The organism is Hamadaea sp. NPDC051192, from assembly GCF_040682475.1.
In the GTDB taxonomy this organism is placed as follows: Bacteria; Actinomycetota; Actinomycetes; order Mycobacteriales; family Micromonosporaceae; genus Hamadaea; species Hamadaea flava.
Genome location: NZ_JBFBAZ010000001.1, coordinates 236,062 through 258,270 on the forward strand (window position 1 = coordinate 236,062; position 22,209 = coordinate 258,270).

27 protein-coding genes are annotated in these 22,209 nt (G+C 70.1%); 23 read left to right on the plus strand and 4 right to left on the minus strand.

What is annotated here, in order from left to right:
* Positions 1-19: 19 nt before the first annotated feature.
* The 15 genes from AB0M47_RS01120 to AB0M47_RS01190 all read left to right on the plus strand — a co-directional run bounded on the left by AB0M47_RS01120 (position 20) and on the right by AB0M47_RS01190 (position 11,823).
* Entirely contained in the window at positions 20-856 is an 837-nt protein-coding gene (locus AB0M47_RS01120; protein WP_363406324.1) for an SGNH/GDSL hydrolase family protein, read from the plus strand.
* Positions 857-936: 80 nt separating this feature from the next.
* On the plus strand, positions 937-1,284 hold the full coding sequence (locus tag AB0M47_RS01125) for a hypothetical protein (protein ID WP_363406327.1): 348 nt from the start codon (positions 937-939) through the stop codon (positions 1,282-1,284).
* A complete protein-coding gene (locus tag AB0M47_RS01130; protein ID WP_363406330.1) occupies positions 1,281-1,661 on the plus strand; it encodes a PIN domain-containing protein in 381 nt (126 codons plus the stop codon). Before AB0M47_RS01125 ends, AB0M47_RS01130 begins: the two co-directional genes overlap by 4 nt.
* 8 nt (positions 1,662-1,669) lie before the next feature.
* Positions 1,670-2,752 carry an amidohydrolase family protein gene (locus tag AB0M47_RS01135; RefSeq protein ID WP_363406333.1) on the plus strand — a complete coding sequence of 361 codons (1,083 nt, stop codon included), beginning with the start codon at positions 1,670-1,672 and terminating at the stop codon, positions 2,750-2,752.
* A 269-nt stretch (positions 2,753-3,021) separates the two neighbouring features.
* Positions 3,022-4,431, plus strand: coding sequence for a proline--tRNA ligase (gene proS / locus AB0M47_RS01140; protein WP_363406336.1), 1,410 nt, complete (start codon positions 3,022-3,024; stop codon positions 4,429-4,431).
* Between the two features lie 19 nt (positions 4,432-4,450).
* Positions 4,451-5,098: a DUF402 domain-containing protein gene (locus AB0M47_RS01145; RefSeq protein ID WP_363406339.1), complete on the plus strand. Its 648-nt coding sequence runs from the start codon at positions 4,451-4,453 to the stop codon at positions 5,096-5,098.
* 63 nt (positions 5,099-5,161) lie between these two features.
* Positions 5,162-5,812, plus strand: coding sequence for a DUF402 domain-containing protein (locus AB0M47_RS01150; RefSeq protein ID WP_363406342.1), 651 nt, complete (start codon positions 5,162-5,164; stop codon positions 5,810-5,812).
* A gap of 211 nt (positions 5,813-6,023) precedes the next feature.
* On the plus strand, positions 6,024-6,473 hold the full coding sequence (gene rpsP / locus AB0M47_RS01155) for a 30S ribosomal protein S16 (RefSeq protein WP_363406345.1): 450 nt from the start codon (positions 6,024-6,026) through the stop codon (positions 6,471-6,473).
* A gap of 2 nt (positions 6,474-6,475) precedes the next feature.
* Positions 6,476-6,742, plus strand: coding sequence for an RNA-binding protein (locus AB0M47_RS01160; RefSeq protein ID WP_253757023.1), 267 nt, complete (start codon positions 6,476-6,478; stop codon positions 6,740-6,742).
* A 9-nt stretch (positions 6,743-6,751) separates the two neighbouring features.
* The gene (gene rimM / locus AB0M47_RS01165; protein WP_363406422.1) at positions 6,752-7,279 is read left to right on the plus strand and encodes a ribosome maturation factor RimM; all 528 of its coding nucleotides are present in this window, start codon (positions 6,752-6,754) and stop codon (positions 7,277-7,279) included.
* An 8-nt stretch (positions 7,280-7,287) separates the two neighbouring features.
* Positions 7,288-8,070 carry a tRNA (guanosine(37)-N1)-methyltransferase TrmD gene (trmD, locus tag AB0M47_RS01170; protein ID WP_363406348.1) on the plus strand — a complete coding sequence of 261 codons (783 nt, stop codon included), beginning with the start codon at positions 7,288-7,290 and terminating at the stop codon, positions 8,068-8,070.
* 154 nt (positions 8,071-8,224) lie between these two features.
* Complete coding sequence (gene rplS / locus AB0M47_RS01175; protein ID WP_363406351.1) at positions 8,225-8,581, plus strand: 50S ribosomal protein L19; 357 nt, start codon at positions 8,225-8,227, stop codon at positions 8,579-8,581.
* A 167-nt stretch (positions 8,582-8,748) separates the two neighbouring features.
* The gene (gene lepB / locus AB0M47_RS01180) at positions 8,749-9,999 is read left to right on the plus strand and encodes a signal peptidase I (RefSeq protein ID WP_363406354.1); all 1,251 of its coding nucleotides are present in this window, start codon (positions 8,749-8,751) and stop codon (positions 9,997-9,999) included.
* Positions 9,996-10,655 carry a signal peptidase I gene (gene lepB / locus AB0M47_RS01185; RefSeq protein ID WP_253757014.1) on the plus strand — a complete coding sequence of 220 codons (660 nt, stop codon included), beginning with the start codon at positions 9,996-9,998 and terminating at the stop codon, positions 10,653-10,655. Before lepB (AB0M47_RS01180) ends, lepB (AB0M47_RS01185) begins: the two co-directional genes overlap by 4 nt.
* A gap of 10 nt (positions 10,656-10,665) precedes the next feature.
* Positions 10,666-11,823: an aminotransferase class V-fold PLP-dependent enzyme gene (locus AB0M47_RS01190; protein ID WP_363406358.1), complete on the plus strand. Its 1,158-nt coding sequence runs from the start codon at positions 10,666-10,668 to the stop codon at positions 11,821-11,823.
* Here the strand turns inward: AB0M47_RS01190 and AB0M47_RS01195 are convergent.
* A complete protein-coding gene (locus AB0M47_RS01195; RefSeq protein ID WP_363406361.1) occupies positions 11,705-12,280 on the minus strand; it encodes a M23 family metallopeptidase in 576 nt (191 codons plus the stop codon). The two genes, AB0M47_RS01190 and AB0M47_RS01195, sit on opposite strands and share 119 nt — an antisense overlap.
* Before the next feature lie 182 nt (positions 12,281-12,462).
* Between AB0M47_RS01195 and AB0M47_RS01200 the strand changes: the two genes are divergently transcribed.
* Together AB0M47_RS01200 and AB0M47_RS01205 are read left to right on the plus strand one after the other, a co-directional pair.
* Positions 12,463-13,221: a ribonuclease HII gene (locus tag AB0M47_RS01200; RefSeq protein ID WP_363406364.1), complete on the plus strand. Its 759-nt coding sequence runs from the start codon at positions 12,463-12,465 to the stop codon at positions 13,219-13,221.
* Positions 13,218-13,529, plus strand: a complete 312-nt coding sequence (locus AB0M47_RS01205) for a DUF2469 domain-containing protein (protein WP_253757005.1) — start codon at positions 13,218-13,220, stop codon at positions 13,527-13,529. Before AB0M47_RS01200 ends, AB0M47_RS01205 begins: the two co-directional genes overlap by 4 nt.
* Positions 13,530-13,532: 3 nt before the next feature.
* Here the strand turns inward: AB0M47_RS01205 and AB0M47_RS01210 are convergent, their stop codons facing one another.
* Genes AB0M47_RS01210 through AB0M47_RS01220 form a run of 3 tightly spaced genes read right to left on the minus strand, consistent with a single transcriptional unit; the run spans position 13,533 to position 16,573 of the window.
* Positions 13,533-14,711: a DNA-processing protein DprA gene (locus AB0M47_RS01210; RefSeq protein ID WP_363406372.1), complete on the minus strand. Its 1,179-nt coding sequence runs from the start codon at positions 14,709-14,711 to the stop codon at positions 13,533-13,535.
* Positions 14,708-16,213: a YifB family Mg chelatase-like AAA ATPase gene (locus AB0M47_RS01215; RefSeq protein ID WP_363406375.1), complete on the minus strand. Its 1,506-nt coding sequence runs from the start codon at positions 16,211-16,213 to the stop codon at positions 14,708-14,710. The genes AB0M47_RS01210 and AB0M47_RS01215 overlap by 4 nt, the downstream gene beginning before the upstream one ends.
* Positions 16,214-16,573, minus strand: a complete 360-nt coding sequence (locus AB0M47_RS01220; RefSeq protein ID WP_253756965.1) for a YraN family protein — start codon at positions 16,571-16,573, stop codon at positions 16,214-16,216.
* A gap of 176 nt (positions 16,574-16,749) precedes the next feature.
* Between AB0M47_RS01220 and AB0M47_RS01225 the strand changes: the two genes are divergently transcribed.
* From AB0M47_RS01225 to AB0M47_RS01250, 6 genes are all read left to right on the plus strand, one after another.
* Positions 16,750-17,442, plus strand: a complete 693-nt coding sequence (locus AB0M47_RS01225) for a hypothetical protein (RefSeq protein ID WP_363406378.1) — start codon at positions 16,750-16,752, stop codon at positions 17,440-17,442.
* Between the two features lie 248 nt (positions 17,443-17,690).
* Positions 17,691-18,557 carry a 30S ribosomal protein S2 gene (gene rpsB / locus AB0M47_RS01230; RefSeq protein WP_363406381.1) on the plus strand — a complete coding sequence of 289 codons (867 nt, stop codon included), beginning with the start codon at positions 17,691-17,693 and terminating at the stop codon, positions 18,555-18,557.
* A 37-nt stretch (positions 18,558-18,594) separates the two neighbouring features.
* Positions 18,595-19,419, plus strand: coding sequence for a translation elongation factor Ts (gene tsf / locus AB0M47_RS01235; RefSeq protein WP_363406384.1), 825 nt, complete (start codon positions 18,595-18,597; stop codon positions 19,417-19,419).
* Between the two features lie 134 nt (positions 19,420-19,553).
* The gene (pyrH, locus tag AB0M47_RS01240) at positions 19,554-20,267 is read left to right on the plus strand and encodes a UMP kinase (RefSeq protein WP_253763662.1); all 714 of its coding nucleotides are present in this window, start codon (positions 19,554-19,556) and stop codon (positions 20,265-20,267) included.
* A gap of 86 nt (positions 20,268-20,353) precedes the next feature.
* On the plus strand, positions 20,354-20,911 hold the full coding sequence (frr, locus tag AB0M47_RS01245; RefSeq protein WP_363406387.1) for a ribosome recycling factor: 558 nt from the start codon (positions 20,354-20,356) through the stop codon (positions 20,909-20,911).
* The gene (locus tag AB0M47_RS01250) at positions 20,908-22,056 is read left to right on the plus strand and encodes a phosphatidate cytidylyltransferase (protein WP_363406390.1); all 1,149 of its coding nucleotides are present in this window, start codon (positions 20,908-20,910) and stop codon (positions 22,054-22,056) included. The genes frr and AB0M47_RS01250 overlap by 4 nt, the downstream gene beginning before the upstream one ends.
* Positions 22,057-22,209 lie beyond the last annotated feature (153 nt).

Below are 22,209 nucleotides of genomic sequence, written 5' to 3' on the forward strand. Positions count from 1 at the left end.
TCACGAGTACGTTGCGGACATGTTGCGACGCATCACCTCCGTCGCCGCCGTGGCCGCGCTCGCCCTCGGATTCGTGGGCACCCCCGCGTCGGCCTCGCCGGACAGATCAACCACGTACTATCTGGCGCTCGGCGATTCGCTGGCAGCCGGCTATCAGCCGGCGACGCCGCTGGACCGCGCCGAGGGCTACGTCGGGCAGCTGCACCGTGAGCTGCAGGCCACCGAGCCGAAGCTGCGCCTGGAGAACCTGGGCTGCGACGGCGAGACCTCTGGTTCGCTGCTGACCGGCGGGACCTGCGAGTACCCCGGTCGCGATTCCCAGCTCGAAGCGGCCGAACGCTTCCTGCACGCGCACAAGGACAAGGTCTCGCTCGTCACGATCGACATCGGCGGCAACGACCTCAACCGGTGCGCCCGGGGCGGCACCATCGACCCGGCCTGCGTACAGAACGCGCTGGCCGCGTTGGCCGTCAACCTCGGTCAGATCCTGGCGCGGCTGCGGGCGGTCGCTCCGCGTACGCCGATGGTCGGGATGACGTACTACAACCCGTACCTGGCGGCGTGGCTGACCGGCCCGGCCGGTCGAGCGCTGGCGCAGCAGTCCATTCAGGTCAGCGGGGCGTTCAACGGGTTGCTCACGATGCTGTACCGGGCGGCCGGCGTACGCGTCGCCGACGTCGCGGGCGCGTTCGCCTCGACCGACCTGACCACGCAGGTTCCACTGCCCGGCGTCGGCACGGTGCCGCTCGCCGTCGCCCGGATCTGCGCGTGGACGTGGATGTGCACGAAGTCCGACATCCACGCCAACGTCACCGGGTACGCCGTCCTCGCGACCGCGTACCTGGCCGAGGTCTGATCCGCTAGACCCGTACGCAGGGGCAAGGGCGATCTGAATCGTCCTTGCCCCTTCGTATTACTGCGTAATAACATTGACTTGTGACTGAGCCGGGGAGCGAGAAGTCGCGCAACACGAAGCCGAACGAGCCAGGCGCCAAGCCCGGCGGCGGAAAGGTGGTCAGGTTGTCGCTATCCCTGGACAGTCAGTTGGACACACGCCTACGCGATGCCGTAGCCGAATCGGGCGTCACCATGTCGGCCTGGGTCTCCCAGGCCATCGAGGAGCGGCTGGAGCGGCTCCAAGCCGACCTCGAAGCGGATCTCAAGGTCCAGCAGCGCTTGCGTGAGCTGGACGAGTTCTTCGGCCCGGTGCCCGAGGACATCGCTCGCGAAGTCGACGAGGAAATGATCCGGCTGGGCCTGATGAGCCCGAAGGATCGCCGATGACGTCGATCGTCTATGACACCGGAGCACTGCTGGCTGCCGAACGCCGCGACCCACGCTTCGTCCGACTGCATCGAAACCGGACTGTCGCACAAGTCCCTGTTTTCGTGCCGGTGGTCGTCCTTGCCCAGGCATGGCGAGGTAGCAAGCAGTACGGCCTGGTCGAAGTGCTCAAGGACTGCGAGATTACGCCCGACACCGACCGCATCGGCCGTGCAGCCGGGGCAGCCTGCGCGAAGTCTGGTACCGCTGATGTGGTGGACGCGATCGTGGTGGTCACCGCGCTCGCCAAGGGAGCCGCCGTGGTCTCCAGCGATCCCGACGATCTCCGAAAGATCGCCGCCGCCCTCGGGAAGAAGCTCGACATCCTTGTGGTCTAGTGGAGCGCATGGCGTTGCACGTACGCGGTGTACTCCTTCCCGACGACGAGACCGGCGATCTGTGGCTTGACGGCGACCGGGTGTCGCGAGAGCCGATACCCGGCGCCACCACTATCAGCGACGGCGGGTTCGTCCTGCCGGGGCTGGTAGACGCCCATTGCCACCTCGGGATCGCCCCCGGTGGCCGTCCGATCGGAAGCCTTGATCAGGCCAAGCAGCTCGCCCTCATCGACCGGGGTGCGGGCGTACTGGCAATCCGCGACGCGGGTTCTCCCTATCCGTATCCCGAGTTGGACGACGACCCGGACATCCCCCGGCTCGCCCGCGCGGGACGGCACGTCGCGCCCCCACGCCGGTATCTGCCCGAGATCGGGGTCGAGGTTCCGGCGGAGTTGGTGGCCGCGGAGGTCACCCGGCAGGCCGCCGCGGGGACGGGCTGGGTGAAGCTCGTCGGCGACTGGATCGACCGGGATCGCGGCGACCTCGCCCCGGCCTGGGACGACGCGACGCTGGTCGCCGCGGTCGACGCGGCCCACGCGGCCGGCGCGCGCATCACCGCGCACTGCTTCGAGGAGCAGAGCGTCGCGACCCTGGTCACGGCTGGGATCGACTGTATCGAGCACGGCACAGGGCTGTCGGCGGAGATCGTCGCCGAGATGGGCCGGCGGGGGACCGCCCTGGTGCCCACGATGATCAACATCGAGACGTTCGGGACGATCGCCCAACGCGCCGAAGCCAAGTTCCCCCGGTACGCCAAGCACATGCTCGCGCTCCGGGACGGCTTCCCAGCCGTCGTCGCCGCCGCGCACGAGGCGGGCGTACCGATCTATGTCGGCTCCGATGCCGGCGGTGGGATCGCACATGGGCTGGCCGCAGAGGAGATGCTGCTCCTGAACGCGGCCGGGATGTCCACCGAAGAGGTGCTGGCAGCCGGATCGTGGCGCGCCCGCGAATGGCTCGGCTTCCGGGGGCTCGACGACGGCGGTTGGGCCGACCTCGTGGTCTACCCGCGTGATCCACGACACGACCTGACCGTGCTGCGTGAGCCGAGCCTGATCGTGCTGCGCGGCCGGATCGTCTCGCCCCACTGACTCGGGCTCGCGCCCGCCCCGCTCCCGCGCCGCGCCCCGCTCCCGCGCCGCGCTCCCGCGCCGCTCCCGCGCCGCGCCGCCGCGCGGGAAGCATGCAGATCACGGATACGCATGCTTTCCGCGCCCAAGATCGCATGCATATCCCTGATCTGCTGCTAACAAGCGCCGAGCGGCGAGCGGCGAGCGGCGAGCGAAGGCGACGGAGGGCGGGGATGCGCGGACGGGTGCCACCGGAAGCCGGGCGAGGGCGGTCAGTAGGATTGGTGCCCATGGCGCGTGTGCTGACTCCCCGGGCGGAAGACTTCCCCCGCTGGTACCAAGACGTGATCGCGAAGGCTGAACTGGCCGACAACGGCCCGGTCCGGGGCACCATGGTGATCCGGCCGACGGCGTACGCGATCTGGGAGCGCATGCAGGCCGACATGGACGCCCGGATCAAGGCGACCGGGGCGGAGAACGCGTACTTCCCGCTGTTCATCCCGGAGAGCTATCTGCACCGGGAGGCACAGCACGTCGAGGGGTTCTCCCCGGAGTTGGCCGTCGTCACCCACGGCGGTGGCAAGCAGCTCGCCGAGCCGGTCGTGGTCCGGCCGACCAGTGAGACGGTCATCGGCGAGTTCATGGCCAAGTGGGTGGACTCCTACCGGGATCTGCCGCTGCTGCTCAACCAGTGGGCCAATGTGGTCCGGTGGGAGATGCGCCCGCGGATCTTCCTGCGTACCAGTGAGTTCCTCTGGCAGGAGGGGCACACCGCGCACGCCACCGAGCAGGACGCGAAGGATTACACCTTGCGCATCCACCACCAGGTCTACGAGAAGCACATGCGCGACCTCCTGGCCATCCCGGTGGTCCCGGGTCGCAAGACCGACCGGGAGCGGTTCGCCGGCGCCACCAGCACGTACACGCTGGAGGGCATGATGGGCGACGGCAAGGCGCTCCAGATGGGCACCTCGCACGAGCTGGGCCAGAACTTCGCCCGTGCCTTCGACATCCAGTACTCCAGCGCGGCCGGTGTCCGCGAGTACGCCTGGACGACCTCGTGGGGTTCGTCGACGCGGATGCTGGGCGGTCTCATCATGTGCCACGGTGACGACAACGGGTTGCGCCTGCCGCCGCTGGTGGCTCCGACGCAGGCCCTGGTCATGGTGGTGAAGGAGACCGACGGCTCCATCACCGCCGCCGCGAAGGGATTGGTCGACGACCTCGCCGCCGCGGGCGTACGCGTCAAGCTCGACGACCGGGTGGACACGCCGTTCGGCCGCCGGGCGGTCGACGCCGAGCTGAAGGGCGTACCGCTGCGGATCGAGGTCGGCCCGCGCGATCTGGCCGCGGGCAACGTGACGTTGGCGCGACGGATCGACGGCTCGAAGACGCCGCTGCCGATCGGCGGCGTGGTCACCGCGGTGACCGAGGCGCTCGTCGCCGACCAGCAGGGCCTCTACGACGAGGCGCTCGCCCGGCGTGAGGCGAGCACCGTCGAGGTCAAGACGCTGGACGAGGCGATCGAGGCGTCGCAGACCGGCTGGGCGAAACTGCCGTGGTCGGCGGTCGGCGTCGACGGCGAGGCCAAGGCGAACGAGAGCGCGATCACCGTACGCTGCCTGTTCCGCGAGGACGGTTCGGCTCCGGCGGCGCAGGACGAGCCGAACCTGACGGCGATCCTCGGCCGCTCGTACTGATCCACGTGATATCCGCGTGATGCGCTTCGAACCCGGCCGGGTGGTCCTGCACCGCCATTTCCAGGGTCCCCGGCTGGGTCTGCTGAAGACCTCCGTCGTCTTGGCCGACGACGATCGCGGCCTGCTTCTCTGGGTTCCCCGGGGCGCCCCGATGCTGGACCGGAAGGCGGTCGACGGCCGGGGTCTGCGAGCGATGCCGTTCGCCGAGTGGCTCGTCACCGAGACCAAGCTCTGGGAGATGATCTGGCGCGGTCCGGCCATCCTCAAGGTGCTCCCGCCCGGCGAGGACTACTCCGTGTGGCTTTTCCGGGCCGAGGACGGCCGTTTCCGCGGCTGGTACGTCAACCTCGAAGAGGCCGGGGTCCGGTGGGACGACGGCGCTGTGGCCGGGGTCGACATCGTGGATCAGGACCTCGACATCTGGGTCGAGCCCGATCGCTCCTGGTCGTGGAAGGACGAGGAGGAGTTCGCCGAGCGCCTGGCGTACCCGTCGGACTATTGGGTGGCGGACGGAGACGCGGTGCGCGAGGTCGGCCTGCGTGTGGTCAAGCGCATCGAGGCGGGCGAGTTCCCGTTCGACACCTCCCTGCTGGGGCTCACCGGTGATCCGATGTGGACGGGCGCGCCGATCGTCGCCGCCGGCTGGGATCGTCCTCGGGCTCGCTGACCCGACGCCGGCATCACCCGTCGGAGGATCACGATCCGGCGCGGCCTCGACTACTTTTGGGTCATGGTCTTCGAACGGGGCGAGATCGTCTACTTGCGGCACTTCCAGCACAGCGCGGTCTCCGGCCTGTTCCCGCTGCGCGCCGTGCAGCATGACGACCAGGGCGTGCTGCTGTGGGGCCAGGCAGGCGGGCGGCACTTCTACACCGTCATGACCGACGGCCGCATGATGCGCCAGACACCTCTGCCCGAGTGGGTGGACGGGCCCAAGCGTCTGATCGACGCCGAGGCGGGGCACTCCGTCCTGTCCTGGCATCCGACCGGCGCCGACTACTCCATCCGGTTCTTCTTCAGCCCGGCCGGCGACTTCCTCAACTGGTACGCCAACCTCGAAGTCCCAGCCGTCCCCTGGCGCTCCGCCGAGCTGGCCGGGCTGGACACCGTCGACTGGGATCTCGACGTCTGGATCGAGCCCGACCGGAGCTGGCGGTGGAAGGACGAGGAGGAGTTCGCCGAGCGGCTGCGTCTGCCCGACCACTACTGGGTCGACGACGAGCAGCGCGTACGCCAGGCCGGGCTGGAGGTGATCAAGCTGGTCGAGGCGGGCGACTTCCCCTTCGACGGCACCTGGACCGGTTTCCGGCCTGATCCGGACTGGGGTCCGATCGTCTCGACGACGCCGCTGCCCGGCTGGGACGCCCCGCGCCGCCCCTGAATCCTCGGGCCGTGTGATCTGTGTCCCGTAAGCCCGGCGGGGTGGGTCCGAGTGCGCACCGGCGTCTGGCACAATTGACGACTGGTATTCGACTCGCGCACGGCAGCCCTCTAACTTCCGACGCCGGTCGTGTCCATGACCGCTCGCACCGCTCACAACCCCACGTGGGATGGCGAGCGTTCGAAACCTATCGCAACAGGAGCGAACACACGTGGCCGTCAAGATCCGGCTTCTGCGGATGGGCAAGATCCGCAACCCGCAGTACCGCATCGTCGTCGCCGACTCGCGTACCAAGCGCGACGGCAAGGTGATCGAGTTCATCGGCGTTTACCACCCGAAGGAGGAGCCCTCGCTGATCGAGGTCAAGTCCGACCGGGTGCAGTACTGGCTGTCGGTCGGCGCGCAGCCGAGCGAGCCGATCGTCGCCATCCTGAGCAAGACCGGCGACTGGCAGAAGTTCAAGGGCCTGCCGGCCCCGACGGAGCCGCTGAAGGTCGCCGCCGCCAAGGTCGACCGCAAGGCGATCTACGAGGCCGAGGCGCAGGCCGCCGCCGGCGTCGCGGAGACCAAGAAGGCGGAGCCGAAGAAGGCCGAGAAGAAGGCCGAAGCCAAGGCCGAGACGCCGGCTGAGCCGGCTGAGGCTCCGGCCGAGGGGGCCTGACCTTGCGCGGCAGCAGCTCGTCGGGCCGGACCGACAGCACCCTGCGTCCGGCACTCGAACACCTGGTCAAGGGCATCGTGGAGCACCCGGACGAGGTCCGGGTGCGGTTCGTGGACGCGCGCCGCGGCGCGCGGCTCGAAGTGCGCGTGCACCCCGACGATCTGGGTACGGTGATCGGCCGCGGCGGGCGTACGGCCCGGGCGCTGCGCCAGGTGATCGGCTCGGTGGGCGGCAAGGGGATGCGCGTCGACATCGTCGACGCCTACTAGGCCGTCATGCTGCTGGTCGTCGGCAAGATCCTCCGTCCGCACGGGATCCGCGGCGAACTCGTCGTGGAGGTCCGCACGGACGAGCCTGAGGAGCGCTTCGCGGTGGGGTCGACGTTCGACGTCGGCCCCACCGAGGAGAAGCTCGGCAGCCCCGTGGGGGCGAAACTCACCATCGAGACGGTGCGCTGGCATCAAGGCCGGCCGCTGATCTTCTTCGCCGAGGTTCCGGACCGCAACGTGGCCGAGGAACTGCGCGGCCTGCTGCTCTGGGTCGACTCCGGCGACATCGCCGCTCCGACCGACCCGGACGAGTTCCACGACCACCAGCTGGTCGGGCTCGACGTGGTCACGGTCGCGGGGGACAAGGTCGGGGTGGTCGCGCGCATCGATCACGCGCCGGCCTCCGACATGCTGGTCGTACGCAAAGAGGACCGCACCATGGCGTTGGTCCCGTTCGTGCGGGCCATCGTCCCGACGGTCGACGTCGCCGGGGGCCGAGTCGTCATCGACCCGCCCGACGGGCTGTTGGACCTGTAGGCCTCGGCATGCGTGTCGACGTCGTCTCGATCTTCCCCGAATACTTCGCCCCGCTCGAGCTCTCCCTGCTCGGCAAGGCCCGGGCGGAGAGCCGGCTGGAGTTGGCCGTGCACGATCTGCGGACGTGGACGCACGACGTGCACCGAACGGTCGACGACACGCCCTACGGTGGCGGCGCGGGCATGGTCATGCGCCCCGAGCCGTGGGGCGAGGCGTTGGACGCGCTCGCCGATGGGCGTACGCGGTTGGTCGTCCCGGCCCCGACCGGGCGGCTGTTCACCCAGGATCTGGCGCACGAGCTGGCCGCCGAGGAGCACCTGCTGTTCGCGTGCGGCCGGTACGAGGGCATCGATCAACGCGTACTCGATCATGCGGCCGGGCGGATGCCGGTGACCGAGGTGTCGCTGGGCGACTATGTGCTGTTCGGCGGGGAGGTGGCCGTCCTGGTGATGCTGGAGGCCGTCACCCGGCTGCTGCCCGGCGTCCTCGGCAACTCGGCCTCGCTGGACGAGGAGTCCCACGCGAACGGGCTGCTCGAAGCCCCGATGTACACCAAGCCGGCGGTCTGGCGGGAGCTGGAGGTGCCGGAGATCCTGCGGTCCGGGGATCACGGCAAGATCGCCCGCTGGCGTCGGGATCAGGCCCTGCTGCGTACCGCCGCTCGTCGCCCCGACCTGGTCGCCGCGCTCGATCCGGCGACGCTGGACAAGAAGGACCGCGCCACGCTCGACGCCGCTGGTGTGATGTGGCCGGGGCGGTTTCCGCCCGGCGTACCCGATGTGGCAGAGTAGAGAGGTTGCCGTTCTCGCGGGGCTGAAGCACGCCCGCGAAACGAGGATCTCGCACCCGCGCGAGCGGGTCGGAGGAGCTGGTGACAGCTGCGAGCGGGGTCAGAAATGTCCGCACGCGCGCCGGGAGCGGTGCGCGCGACACTGAGGAACAGCGATGAACACGCTGGACATGCTGGACGAAGCGTCCATCCGTACCGACACCCCGAACTTCCGCGCGGGTGACACTGTCAAGGTCCACGCCCGAGTCGTCGAGGGCAACCGGTCCCGGGTCCAGGTCTTCCAGGGCGTCGTCATCCGCCGCCAGGGCTCCGGCCTGCGCGAGACCTTCACGGTCCGCAAGGAGAGCTACGGCGTCGGCGTCGAGCGCACCTACCCGATCCACAGCCCGGCCGTCGACCGCCTGGAGGTCTTGACCCGCGGTGACGTCCGCCGGGCCAAGCTCTACTACCTCCGCGATCTGCGGGGCAAGAAGGCCAAGATCAAGGAGCTGCGCGAGGCCAAGCCGGCCTGAGCGCCGTCCTATCGGTCGAACGTACGACAAGGCCTCGTCCGGAAGGACGGGGTCTTGTCGCGTTAAACGGCAGTCAAGGCCGCGGACAGCACCGATGTCCCGGAACTTAACCGTTCGGACATGATCGGCCCTCCCCAAACAGTCCGGCACCATCTAGAGTGCCTCCGGTGACCGACCGCACATACGACCGATGGCCGGAGCAGCCTCGGTGGGAGGATTCTCGCGAGCCCGGCAGGGACGACTCGCGTGATCGCTGGCCGGCGGAGGAGTCCGCCGAGCAATACCCTCCGCAACGGTCGTGGGCGGACCCGCAGGATCCGCGCTGGGAGTCCGACTCCCGCTCTCAGGATCCGCGTTACAGCGACCCCCGTTACAGCGACTCCCGTTACAGCGACTCCCGTTACAGCGAGCCGCGTTCCGGCGAGCCCCGTTACGACGAACCCCGTTATGACGACCCCAGATATGACGACCCCAGATATGACGACCTCCGGCGGGACGAGCCGCGGCAGGAGGACCGGTCGGGTTACGACCAGCGGTGGGGTTCCGGCGTGCCGGCGGTTCCGGCGTCGCGGTCGCTGGAGCCGGTGAACCGTCCGGCACCGGGCGGGTCGCAGCGCCGTCAGCGGCGCAAACTCAAGTTGTGGCAGGAGATTCCGCTCCTGCTGGTGATCGCGCTCGGCGTCGCCTTCCTGGTGCAGACCTTCCTGTTCCGGGCGTACTACATCCCCTCCAGTTCGATGGAGGACACCCTCGTCCGGGGCGATCGCGTACTGGTGAACAAGGTCGTCTACCACTTCGGCGATCCGGAACGCGGCGACGTGGTGGTCTTCAAGGGCCCGTCGAACTGGACTCCGGAGTTCTCCGCCGACCCCAACGCGAGCTTCTTCTCCAAGGTCGGCAGCGGCCTCAGCGACCTCGTCGGCCTGGGTACGCCCGGGGAGAAGGACTTCATCAAGCGGGTGATCGGCGTACCGGGGGATCGGGTCTCCTGTTGTGACGTCAAGGGCCGGATCTTCGTCAACGGGACGCCGATCGACGAGCCCTACGTCACGAAGAACGCGAACAAGGACAGCCCCAAGACGCCGGGGCAGTGCGGCCCGCGCCAGTTCGACGAGGTCGTCGTCGAGCCCGGGATGCTGTTCGTCATGGGCGACAACCGTTTCGTCTCCCAGGATTCGCGCTGTCGTGGTCTCGTTCCGATCGAGAACGTGATCGGGCGCGCGGGCACTGTCGTGTGGCCGATCAGTCGGTGGGATTCGATCTCCGAGTCGGACCCGTTCCAGAGCGTTCCCACTGGTCAGACCCAAGGGCTCGGGGTGGGGCCGGTGCTGCCGGTCGATCCCGCCGGGCTCGCGATCGTCGCGCCGGTGTGGCTCGCCCGCCGGAACACAGCGCGGTCGCGTAGGCTCCGTGCGTGATTGACGAGCAGACCAAGAGTAAGAGCAGCGGTAGCAGCGGATCGTTCTGGCGCGAACTGCCCATTCTTCTCGTCGTGGCCCTCGTGGTCGCGTTCCTGGTGCGGGCGTTCGTGGTCCAGACGTTCTTCATCCCGTCGCAGTCGATGGAGCACACGCTCAACATCGACGACCGGGTGCTCGTCAACAAGCTGGTCTACGACTTCCGGGACCCGCACCGTGGCGAGGTCATCGTGTTCGTCTCGCCGGAGTCGTGGCGGTCGGATCCGAATGAGAAGGACTTCATCAAGCGGGTGATCGGCGTACCGGGCGATCACATCACGTGCTGCGACCCGCAGGGTCGGATCCAGATCAACGGGCACCCGCTGGACGAGCCCTACATCCTGCCCAACACCGATCACACCGGGCAGAACGCGGCGCCGCAGGACTTCGACATCGTCGTGCCCGAGGGCCGGCTGTGGGTGATGGGCGACAACCGGTACTCCTCCGGCGACTCGCTCCAGAACTGGCGGGCGCACAACAACAGCGACATCAATCAGGCGACGATCCCCATCGATTCGGTCGTCGGGCGAGCCTTCGTGCTCTTCTGGCCATTCGACCGGATGCGCTGGCTGAGCGTGCCCGACAGCTACGAGAGCGTGCCCGCGCCCACTGGCTAAGGTTGGCCCCATGATTTTCGAGGGTGGCCGCGAACTCTTCTCCTTCGAGCAGTCGGTGAGCTATCTCAACCACGGCTCGTTCGGCGCGGTACCGGCCCCGGTGCGCGAAGCGCACCGGGGCTTTCTCGATGAGGTCGACCGCAATCCCATGCGGTTCGCGCGGCTGCTGCCCGGCCGGGTGGACGAGGTCCGCGCCCGGCTGGCGCGCTACGTCGGCGCCGACCCCGCGAGATCCGCGCTGGTCGTCAACGCGACCACGGCGACGGCGACCGTGCTGCACACGCTTTCCTCACTGGTACGCCCAGAGCACGAGATCCTCACGACCGATCACGCGTACAACGCCGTGCTGACTGCGCTGGATCGGCTCCGGGCGCGGACCGGTGTCCGGGTGCGGGTGGTGCACATCCCCTTGACCGCCGGTGACGACGAGGTCGTGGAGCGGATCATGGACGGGGTCCGCCCCGGCGTCACCCAACTGGCCATTGTGGACCATGTCGCCGCCGCGACCGCCAAACTGTTCCCGGTCACCCGGATCGCCGCCGAGATGCGGGCGGCTGGCGTACCGCTGCTGGTGGACGCGGCGCACGTGCCCGGCATGCTGGACACCGACGTCGAAGCCATCGGGGCAGACTTCTGGACCGGCAACTTCCACAAGTGGGGGTTCGCTCCGCGGGGAACCGCGCTGCTTACCGTTGCGCCGCAATGGGTGGACCGGATCGAGCCCTTGGTCGTCTCGCACGCTGATCCGGACGGCTTCCCTCGGTCGATCGAGCACCAGGGCACCAGGGATGTGACCGCCTGGCTCGCCGCTCCCGCAGGGCTGGACCTGCTCGACTCGCTCGGCCGGGACCGCGTCCGCGCGTACGCCGTCGCTGTCGCGGAGTACGCGCAGTCGGTGCTCGCCGAAGCGCTCGGGGTCGACCGGCCGCATCCCGGCGACGGGGTGAGCATGCGGGTGGTGCGGTTGCCCGGGTCGGTGGTGTCCGACGAGCAGTCCGGCGCGGCTCTGCGTACGCGCATCGCGGAGGAACTGGGCGTCGAGGTGAACGTCAATCCGTGGGAGGACGGCGGGCTCCTACGCGTCTCCGGCCACGTCTATGTGACCGGCGTGGATGCGCAGCGACTGGCGGACGGGCTGCCGGGGCTGCTGCGGAGCGCAGCGGCTTGAGCCGGACGCGGCCGAGCCCGAGCAGCGACAGCGGATCGAGGTAGGTCTCGCCCCGGCGGGCGCCCCAATGCAGGCACGCTTCGTCGGCCGAGCAGCCGGGGTGGCCCGGGTCGAGACGGCCGATGGGTTCGCCCCGGCGGATCGTCTGCCCGGCCGTGGTCGTCGGCGTCACCGGCTCATAGGTCGTGCGTACGCCGTCGGGGTGGGCGACGCTGATCACGCCACGCCCGGCGAGCGGACCGGCGAAGACGACCTGACCGTCCCCGGCGGCGCGGACGATCTCCCCGATCGACCCGGCCAGATCGACCCCGCGATGTCCCGGAAGCCACGGCTCGGGCGGCGGGTCGAAGCGGCGTACGACGGTCGGCGTACCGGGCAGCGGCCAGCCGAACCGCGCTGGTGAGGAGGGTGGCGCCGCCGTCGACAAGATCAGCAGGCCGGTCAGGAGAAGTCGCATCCCGGCATCGTCGGCCCGCCGCTCAGCGTACGCAGAAGTGGCGCTTGTCGATTCTGTGCACGACGGGCGGATGTGGACAACCGGGCGGGTCCCGCGTCCCAGGTGTCACCCGGGTGACGTAACGTCGGAGTCTGGAGAACGGTGCGAAGAAGATCCAGATCACAGGGGAGGGCGCTGGCCGCATGCTGATGCCGCCGAAGACGGTCACCCGCCGGGAAGGCGGGATCTACGCGCTGGAGCGTTCGCTGCGCCGGCGCGGCTTCGCGTTCGTCGCGGGGGCGGACGAGGCGGGCCGCGGGGCCTGCGCGGGTCCGCTGGTCGCCGCGGCCGCGGTGCTGCCCGACGGCAAGGCGGGCGAGATTCCGGGGCTGACCGATTCGAAGCTGCTCACGGCGCTGGCGCGCGACCGGATCTACGACCAGGTCGTCAAGCGGGCGCTGGCCTACCACGTGGTGGTGATCGAGGCGGCCGAGGTGGACCGGCTGGGGTTGCAGTTCTGCAACCTGTCGGCGCTGCGGCGGTCGCTGGCCGCCCTGACGGTGCGCCCGGACTACGTGCTGACCGACGGTTTTCCGGTCGACGGCGCGGGCGTGCCCGGGCTGGCGGTCTGGAAGGGCGATCAGGTGGCGGCGTGCGTCGCGGCGGCGAGCGTCCTGGCCAAGGTCACCCGGGACCGGATCATGGTGCAGCTGGCAGAGAAGTATCCTGAATACGGCTTCGAGCTGCATAAGGGATATACCACCCCAGAGCACTCGGCCGCGCTGCGCGAGCACGGGCCCTGCACTGAGCATCGGTTCTCTTATCAGAACGTGGCCGAGTCGGAACGAGCGCTCGATGGGCGCGAGGAGCACGGTCGGGGTACGGTCGGCGTGGCGTCCGGTGACCCGGCTCGCCGCCGGCGCCGGGTGGGGGAAGATGTCAGCATGGAGGGCGTGCGATGAGCGCTGAGGATCTCGAGAAGTACGAGACCGAGATGGAGCTTCAGCTCTACAAGGAGTACCGCGACATCGTCCGTCAGTTCTCCTACGTCGTGGAGACGGAGCGGCGGTTCTACCTCGCCAATCAGGTCGACCTGCACGTGCGCAACTCCGATGGCGAGGTCTTCTTCGAGGTCGAGATGCACGACGCCTGGGTGTGGGACATGTACCGTCCGGCCCGGTTCGTGAAGAACGTCCGGGTCATGACGTTCAAGGACGTCAACGTCGAAGAGCTGGAGAAGCCCGACCTGTCGCTGCCCAGCGACATCTGATCGTCATCGCCGGCCCGCCCGTGCGGCGGGCAGGCGATACGCACCGCCTCGTTCTTCGAGCAGGCCCCTCGTGACCAGCGCGGGCAGCTTCGCCAGCGCGACCCGGACCGGGATGCCCGCGATCCGCGCGATGTCACCGCACAGCATCGGCCGGTGTGCCGGCACCGCGTCCATCAGCCGCTGTTCCACCTCGTCCAGCTGGTCTTCCGGGCGTTCCGGCCCGAGCACCGGCGGGGCGAGGTCGGCCCCGATCCGGCCCACCTCCTCCAGCACGTGAGCGATGTTCGCCACCGGCAGCACCTCGGGTTTCCGCAGCTCCTCGTGGCAGCCGACGGAGGTCGCCGAGGTCACCTGGCCGGGCACCGCCATCGCGGCCCGGCCGAGCTGCAACGCCCGGTGCAGGGTCTGGCGGCTGCCGCTGCGGGCCGCAGCCTCGACCATCACCGTGCCTCGGGTGAGCGCGGCGATCACGCGGTTGCGGATGAGGAACCGGAAACGCAGCGGCTCGCTGCCCGGCGGCCACTCGCTGACGACCAGCCCGGTCTCCGCGATCTGCTCCAGCAGCCCGGCATGCCCCAACGGGTACGCCCGGTCGACGCCGCAGGCCAGGACGGCGATCGTCGGGCCGCCCGCGGCCAGGGCGCCCCGATGCGCGGCGGCGTCGATGCCGAAGGCGCCGCCGGAGACCACGGCGTACCCCTTGCGGGCGAGGCCGTAGCTCAGCTCGGCGGCCACGTGATCGCCGTACGGCGTACTGGCGCGGGCTCCGACGACGGCGACCGACCGGGCCACCGTCGCGCCGAGCGGCAGCGCTCCGCGTACCCAGAGGCAGTGGGGCGGGAAGGTGTCGCGATCGATCGCCGTTCCGCCGGACAGCGTCGGGCGGGAGATGCGGGCCAGGTCGTCGAGCCGGTCCCCGGGCCACTCGTCGTCCTCCGGAGTCAGGACGCGAGCGCCGACGCGTTCGGTGGTCGCCAGCTGCCGCCGGGCGAGATCCCAGGGTTCGTCCCCGGCCAGGCGGCTGCGGACCGCCTCGGACGCGGCCGCGTCGCCGGCGCAGAGGCGATCCAGCGCCGCCTCCGGCCCGTCCGTCGCGACCAGCTCGAACACGTCCCTCCGGCCGGGCTCGACCAGACAGCCGAGGGCGATGCGGGCCAGGCGTACGCGGTCTTCGGTGGTCATCTCAGGTCTCCCAATCGCAAGGTCAGCGCGGTCGCCACGTCCTCCCGACCCGGCCGGTCGCGACCGGCCAGATCGCTGAGGGTCCAGGCGACTCGCAGCACACGGAGGTAGCCCCGGGCCGACAACAGCCCGGTGTCGATGCGGTGGCGCAGGTCGGCCGTCGCGACCGGCGGCAGCCGGAGGGCGGACCGGGTCGCCTCGGCGTTCATCCGCCACCCGTACGCCCGCCAGCGCTCGGCGGCGGCGGACCGGGCCTCGGCGACCCGCCGCGCGACGGTGTCGGTGGTCTCGATCGGCTCGTCCACCGCGAACAGCCCGGCCGAGGTCACCGGGAACAGCTGGACATGCAGGTCGATCCGGTCCATCAGCGGTCCGGACAACCGGCCCAGATACCGGCGGCGGATGGTCGGCGAGCATTCGCAGAAGGCGTCGCCGCCGGGCTTCGCGCACGGGCAGGGGTTGGCGGCAGTGACCAATTGCACCCGGGCCGGGTAGCTGACCAGGTCCTTGGACCGGCCGATTCGAACCGAGCCCTCCTCCAGCGGCTGGCGCATCGCCTCCAAGGAGGTCCGGCTGAACTCGGGCAGCTCGTCGAGGAACAGCACCCCGCGATGGGCCAGCGAGATCGCCCCGGGCCGGGCCAGCCCGGTCCCGCCGCCGAGCAGCGCGGCGGTGCTCGTCGTGTGGTGCGGCGCCTGGAACGGCGGAAAGCGGAGCAGTCCCGCTCCGGGAGCGAGCCGGCCGGCGATGGAGTAGAGCGAGGTGACTTCCAACGCAGCCGCGTCGTCCAGCGTCGGCAGCAGTCCAGGCAGCCGGGCGGCGAGCATGGTCTTGCCCGCGCCGGGCGGGCCCAGCAGGCTCAGGTGATGGCCGCCCGCGGCGGCGACCTCCAAGGTGACCTTGGCGTGCTCCTGACCCACGACGTCGGCGAGATCGAGCGGAGGTCGTGGATCGAGCGCGGTGACCGGGCGGGCGGCGGGCAGCTCCACCCCGTCCCGGACGTAGTTCATGACGGCGTTGAGCGAGCCGGCTGCCTTGACGCGTACGCCCGGCACCAGGGCGGCCTCGGCGGCGTTCGCCTCCGGGACGATCGCCCGGTTCAGCCCGGCGCGGGCGGCGGCCATCACCATCGGCAGCACTCCGCGTACCGGCCGGACCATGCCGTCCAGGCCCAGCTCCCCGATCAGCGCCACCCCGTCGAGGGCGGCCAGTGGAAGCCGCCCGGCCCCGCCGAGGATCGCCACCGCGATGCCCAAGTCGAAGCTCGACCCCTGCTTGCGTACGGTGGCCGGGCGCAGGTTGACCGTCATCCGGCGCTGCGGCCACTCCTCGCCGGCGTTGACCACCGCCGCGCGTACGCGGTCCCGGGCCTCGTTCAGCGCGGCGTCCGGCAGCCCCGAGACGACCAGCTGGGGCATGCCCAGCGCGACGTCCGCCTCGACCTCGACGAGGACACCGGCGACCCCGCTGATCCCGGCCGCGTGCACCTTCGCGTAGCTCACCTAGAACGCACCCGTCACGTGGTCGATCCGGGGCGTACGCCCTTCGCCGGGCCGGACGGCGATCACGTCGAACCGCAGCTCCCGGCCGTCGGCGTCGTGCTCGGCCAGCCAGATCGCGGCCAACCGGCGTACGCGGTGCGCCTTGCGGCCCAGCACCGCCTCGACGCCGGAGCCGAACAGCAGACTCCGCCGGGTCTTCACCTCGCAGAAGACGATCACGTCGCCGTCCAGCGCGACCAGGTCCAGTTCGCCGTCGGGGCACCGCCAGTTGCGGTCGACCACCGCCAGCCCGAGCTGCCGCAGGTACGCCTCGGCGACCTGCTCGCCCCACGCCCCGAAGGCGCGCCGTGTTCGTGTCATGAGCCGGGAGCCTCCCCACTCGGCAGGGGTCGGCGCCACCTCGGCGTACGCCCGACTGTGGATTGCGACACCGTGGGGAAAACTGCCCCAGACATCCTCCGTACGGCCGATGCCCTGTCACCGGCCAGGCAGCCCGGATTGGCATTCCGGCGGGAAAGCGCCTACGGTCTAGCGCCGTGGGCGGATACGACGGTGACCGCGGATACGCGGAGGAGCGGTGGCCCGGCGAGGACCGCGGGTACGACGGCGGTGGCGACTGGCGTGAGCGACGTGGCGGTTACCGCGACGACGATCGTGGTCGCGGCGGCTACCCGATCGGGGACGTGAACGCGGGCTACGGCGAACCGAACCGCTACGGGCCGCCCGCGCCGCCGCAACCGCAGTCCTTCGAACCCGGCTACGGCCCCGGTCCCGGCTCGCCGGTCAGCGGACCCGGCCCGGCGTTCGGCCCCCGGCCGCCGGAGCGCGCGCCGATGATGGACGCGCCGCCGACCCAGATCGCGCCGCCGACGCAGCTGGCGCCCGAGGTACGCCCAGCGCCCGAGCAGCGCTCCCGCTCGGCTGAGCGGGACGCCGACTCCGGGGTCTACCGCAGCCGTAAGCCCATGCACGCCGTGCTGATCGGGCTGTCGCTGGGCGTCTTCGAGCTGATCATGTTCCTGGTCTTCGTCCGGGGCGTCTTCCAGTTCGACGTCGGCCGAATCGTGGCCGGCGGGCTCATGATGATGGCCCTGCCGCTGTTCGGCCTCGGCTTCTACGCCCTGATCACCGGGGCGGCCCACGGCGGACCGAAGGCGTTCCTGAAGACGCCGTTGGCGTACCTGCCGATCGGGCTGATCCTGATGATCGCGGCCGGCGCCGCCGCCTGAGCCGTCAGCGAGGCGCGCGCCACCCTGGCTGGGGCGGCCGCAACCCGACGGCGTAGACTTGTCAACCGGTGACCGCCCCGTGCGGTCAACTTCGCGCGCCCAACTCCTGATTCCGCTGCGCTGAATCGGGCACGCGCGGCCCCCCTGGTCCCGCCCTCGTGGTGGGCCCGCCGGGTCGTGGTGTGGGCGCCAGGGCGCAGGCCGACCGGTCTGCGCGACAACCAGGGAACAGGCAAGGAGCCATCCACATGGCCGTCGTAACCATGCGCCAGCTGCTGGAGAGCGGCGTTCACTTCGGGCACCAGACGCGTCGCTGGAACCCGAAGATGAAGCGCTTCATCTTCACCGAGCGCAACGGCATCTACATCATCGACCTGCGCCAGACGCTCGACTACATCGAGAAGGCGTACGACTTCGTCAAGAACACCGTCGCCGAGGGCGGCTCGGTGCTCTTCGTCGGCACCAAGAAGCAGGCCCAGGAGGCCGTGGCCGAGCAGGCCAGCCGGGTCGGCATGCCCTACGTGAACCACCGCTGGCTGGGCGGCATGCTCACCAACTTCCAGACGGTCTACAAGCGTCTGCAGCGCATGAAGGAGCTCGAGGCGATCGACCAGCTCGGCGCCGAGAAGGGGTACACCAAGAAGGAGACCCTGCAGCTCCAGCGCGAGAAGGACAAGCTGAGCAAGACCCTGGGCGGTCTGCGGGACATGCAGAAGCTCCCGGCGGCGATCTGGGTCGTCGACACCAAGAAGGAGCACATCGCCGTCGACGAGGCCCGCAAGCTGGGCATCCCGGTCATCGCGGTGCTGGACACCAACTGCGACCCCGACGAGGTCGACTACCCGATCCCGGGCAACGACGACGCGATCCGCTCGGCCGAGCTGCTGACCCGGGTCGTCGCGGCCGCCGTCGCCGACGGTCTGATCGCCCGTTCGGGCAAGTCGACGCGGGGCGCCGAGGCCAAGCCGGACGCGGGCGCCGTCGCGGCCGACGAGCCGCTGGCCGAGTGGGAGCGCGAGCTGCTGGAGGGCAACGCGGCCAAGGCCGCTGAGGCCGAGGGCGACGCGGCCAAGGCCGCCGACGCCGGCGAGACCGCCGCCCCCGCAGCCGAGTGACCGTCGCAAGACCGACCGAGAACTGAGGAAGAGTCAGATGTCTTTCACCGCTGCGGATGTCAAGCGCCTGCGTGATCTCACCGGCGCCGGCATGTTGGACTGCAAGAAGGCGCTGGAGGAGTCCGAGGGCGACTTCGACAAGGCTGTCGAGATCCTGCGCGTCAAGGGCGCCAAGGACGTCGGCAAGCGGGCCGGCCGGACCACGGCCAACGGCCTGGTCGCCCACGCCGGAACCGCGCTGCTCGAGCTGAACTGCGAGACCGACTTCGTCGCCAAGAACGCGGACTTCATCGCGCTGGCCCAGAAGCTGGTCGAGCACGTGGACGCGGTCAAGCCGGCCGACGTCGACGCCCTGCTCGCCTCGCAGCTCGACGGCAAGAGCGTCGCCGACGTGCTGCAGGAGTCCTCGGCCGCGATCGGCGAGAAGCTGGTCGTGAACCGGTTCGCCGTGCTCGGCGGGAACGTCGCGGTCTACATGCACCGCAAGAGCGCGGACCTGCCGCCGCAGGTCGGCGTGGCCGTCCAGTACGCCGGCAAGGACGACGAGGCCGGCGCGGACGACGCCCGGGGCGTGGCGATGCAGATCGCCGCGATGCGTCCCAAGTACGTCTCGCGAGACGAGGTCCCGGCCGAGATCGTCGAGTCCGAGCGCCGCATCGCCGAGCAGACCGCTCGCGAGGAAGGCAAGCCGGAGGCGGCCCTGCAGAAGATCATCGAAGGCCGGGTGAACTCCTTCTTCAAGGACTTCGTCCTGGTCGAGCAGGCTTCGGTGACCGACCCGAAGAAGACGGTGGCTCAGGTCCTCACCGAGGCCGGGGTGACCGTGACCGCGTTCACGCGGTTCGAGGTCGGCCAGGCCTGACGGGCACGCACGGGGAGGTCGTTGGTGTGAGCCACGGCCTCCCCGTGGCATATCGTCTTCCCGGACCGCCTGACGGACTCACCGCGGGCGGGCGGGGTCAGCTACGAAGGGGTGGTGCAGTGACCGAGCAGGTGATGACCCGGGCGCGCCGGGTGGTTCTGAAGCTGTCCGGCGAAGTCTTCGGCGGTGGCGCCGTCGGCGTGGACCCCGACGTGGTGGCCGGGGTCGCCCGGCAGATCGCCACGGTCGTCCGCAAGGGCGTCCAGGTGGCCGTGGTCGTCGGCGGCGGGAACTTCTTCCGGGGCGCCGAGCTGCAGAAGCGCGGCATGGACCGGGCTCGCGCGGACTACATGGGCATGCTCGGCACGGTCATGAACTGCCTGGCGCTGCAGGACTTCCTGGAGAAGGAAGGCATCGAGACTCGGGTGCAGACGGCGATCAGCATGGCTCAGGTCGCCGAGCAGTACATCCCGCTGCGCGCCATCCGGCATCTGGAGAAGGGCCGGGTCGTGATCTTCGGCGCCGGCGCGGGGATGCCGTACTTCTCGACCGACACCGTCTCCGCCCAGCGGGCGCTGGAGATCCACGCCGACATCGTCCTGATGAGCAAGAACGGCGTCGACGGCGTCTACACCGCCGACCCGCGTACCGAGCCGGACGCGGTCAAGCTGGACACCTTGACCTTCGCCGAGGCGCTGCGCCGCGGCCTGCGGGTCGCCGACCAGGCGGCGTTCTCGCTCTGCATGGACAACGGCCTGCCGATGCTGGTCTTCGCCGCCGAGGGCGACGACACCATCGTGAAGGCGGTCAGCGGCGAGAAGATCGGCACGCTCATCACCGCCGAGTAGCGGATGATGGAACCGACCAAGACGTGAGCCACCGCGCCACGCGGCGCGACAGCGAAGCACAGCAGCCTAAGGAGGCGACGAAGCCCGTGATCGACGACACGCTCCTCGAGGCCGAGGAGAAGATGGACCGGGCGGTCGAGCACGCCAAGGAGGAGTTCGCGGCGATCCGGACCGGACGCGCCAATGCCTCGATGTTCTCCAAGATCTCGATCGACTACTACGGCACGCCCACGCCGCTGCCCCAGATGGCGTCGGTCTCGGTGCCCGAGCCGCGCATGGTCATCATCAAGCCCTACGACTCGTCGCAGCTCGCCGCGATGGAGAAGGCCATCCGCGACTCGGACCTCGGGGTCAACCCCTCGAACGAGGGCACGCTCCTGCGGATCGTCGTCCCCCAGATGACCGAGGAGCGCCGCCGCGACATGATCAAGATCGCCCGGGGCAAGGGCGAGGACTCGAAGGTCGCGGTCCGCAACATCCGCCGCAAGGCCAAGGAGGAACTCGACCGGATCGTCAAGGACGGCGAGGCGGGCGAGGACGAGGGCCGGCGCGCGGAGAAGGAGCTGGACGACCTCACGCACAAGTACACCGCGGTCGTCGACGAGCTGCTCAAGCACAAGGAAGCCGAGCTGCTCGAGGTATGAGCGAGGACGGGACGGACCCCGGCTGGGGCACCGGCGCCAACGCGTACGCCCGGCTGCGTGGCCTCGGCGAGGACGACTCGGCGGGCGGTTTCTTCGACCGCTCCGACGACACTCCGGCCGCGGCCGCCGAACCGCCGCCGCGGGAGCGCCGCTCCATGCGTACGAACGAGTCTCCGCGTGCGAACGAATCCCCGCGTACGCCTGAGGCGGCGCGCCGGGCCGAACCGGCGCGCGCGCCCGAGCCGGACGTCGTGCGTACCAGTGAGTCGGAGACCGTAGCCGCCGCGGAGGCCGAGCCCGAGTCGAAGCCGGGCCGGCGCGGGCGCCGTCGTCGGTCCGCGGGCCGCAACGTGCCGGTGTCGATCGCGGTGGGGATCGGCCTGGCCGGGACGGTGCTGGGCGTGCTCTTCTACGCCCGGCAGCCGTGGTTCCTGCTGATCCTGATCGCCGCCAGCTCGATCGGGATCTGGGAGCTGGTCCGGGCGATCCGGCCGACCGGCGCGAACCCGCCGCTGATCCCGCTGATCGTGGGCGGCGCGGTCATGCTCAGCCTGACCTGGTTCCGCGGCTTGGAGGCGCTGAGCCTCGGCCTGCTGATCACGGTGCTCGCCGTCTTCGTGTGGCGGCTGGCCGACGGGCCGGCGAACTATCAGCGCGACATCGGGGCATCCGCCCTGATCATGGTGTACGTCCCGTTCCTGCTGGGCTTCGCCGTCCCGATGACCACCGCCGACGACGGACAGTGGCGCATCCTCTGCACGCTCGCCGCCGTGATCCTGTCGGATACGGGCGGTTTCGTGAGCGGCGTCTTGTTCGGCAAGCATCCGATGGCGCCCACCATCAGCCCGAAGAAGAGCTGGGAGGGGTTCGGCGGGTCGATCGTCTGGGCCGCCGTCGGCTCGGCGGTGCTGGTCTGGCTGACCCTGGACGTGGCGCCCTGGTGGGGTGCGCTGTTCGGCGCGGTCGTCGCGGTGGCCTGCGTGCTCGGGGACCTGGCGGAGTCGCTGCTCAAGCGGGATCTCGGAATCAAGGACATGAGCAACCTGCTGCCGGGCCACGGCGGCCTGATGGACCGCCTGGACTCGATTCTGTTCGCGCTGCCGGCGGCCTACCTGATGTTCGCCATCCTCGCTCCCACCTCCTGAGAGTCTGCGGTGAGTGACGCCACCGAGGCCGCGGACGCTGGTTCCGGCGTGGGACACTGGAACGACCATGACTGAACTGCCGCTGCTCTCCGTCGACCGCAAGCCGATCGTGCTGGAGCGAGGCGCGAGCGAACCGGCGGCCCCGGCGCGGCA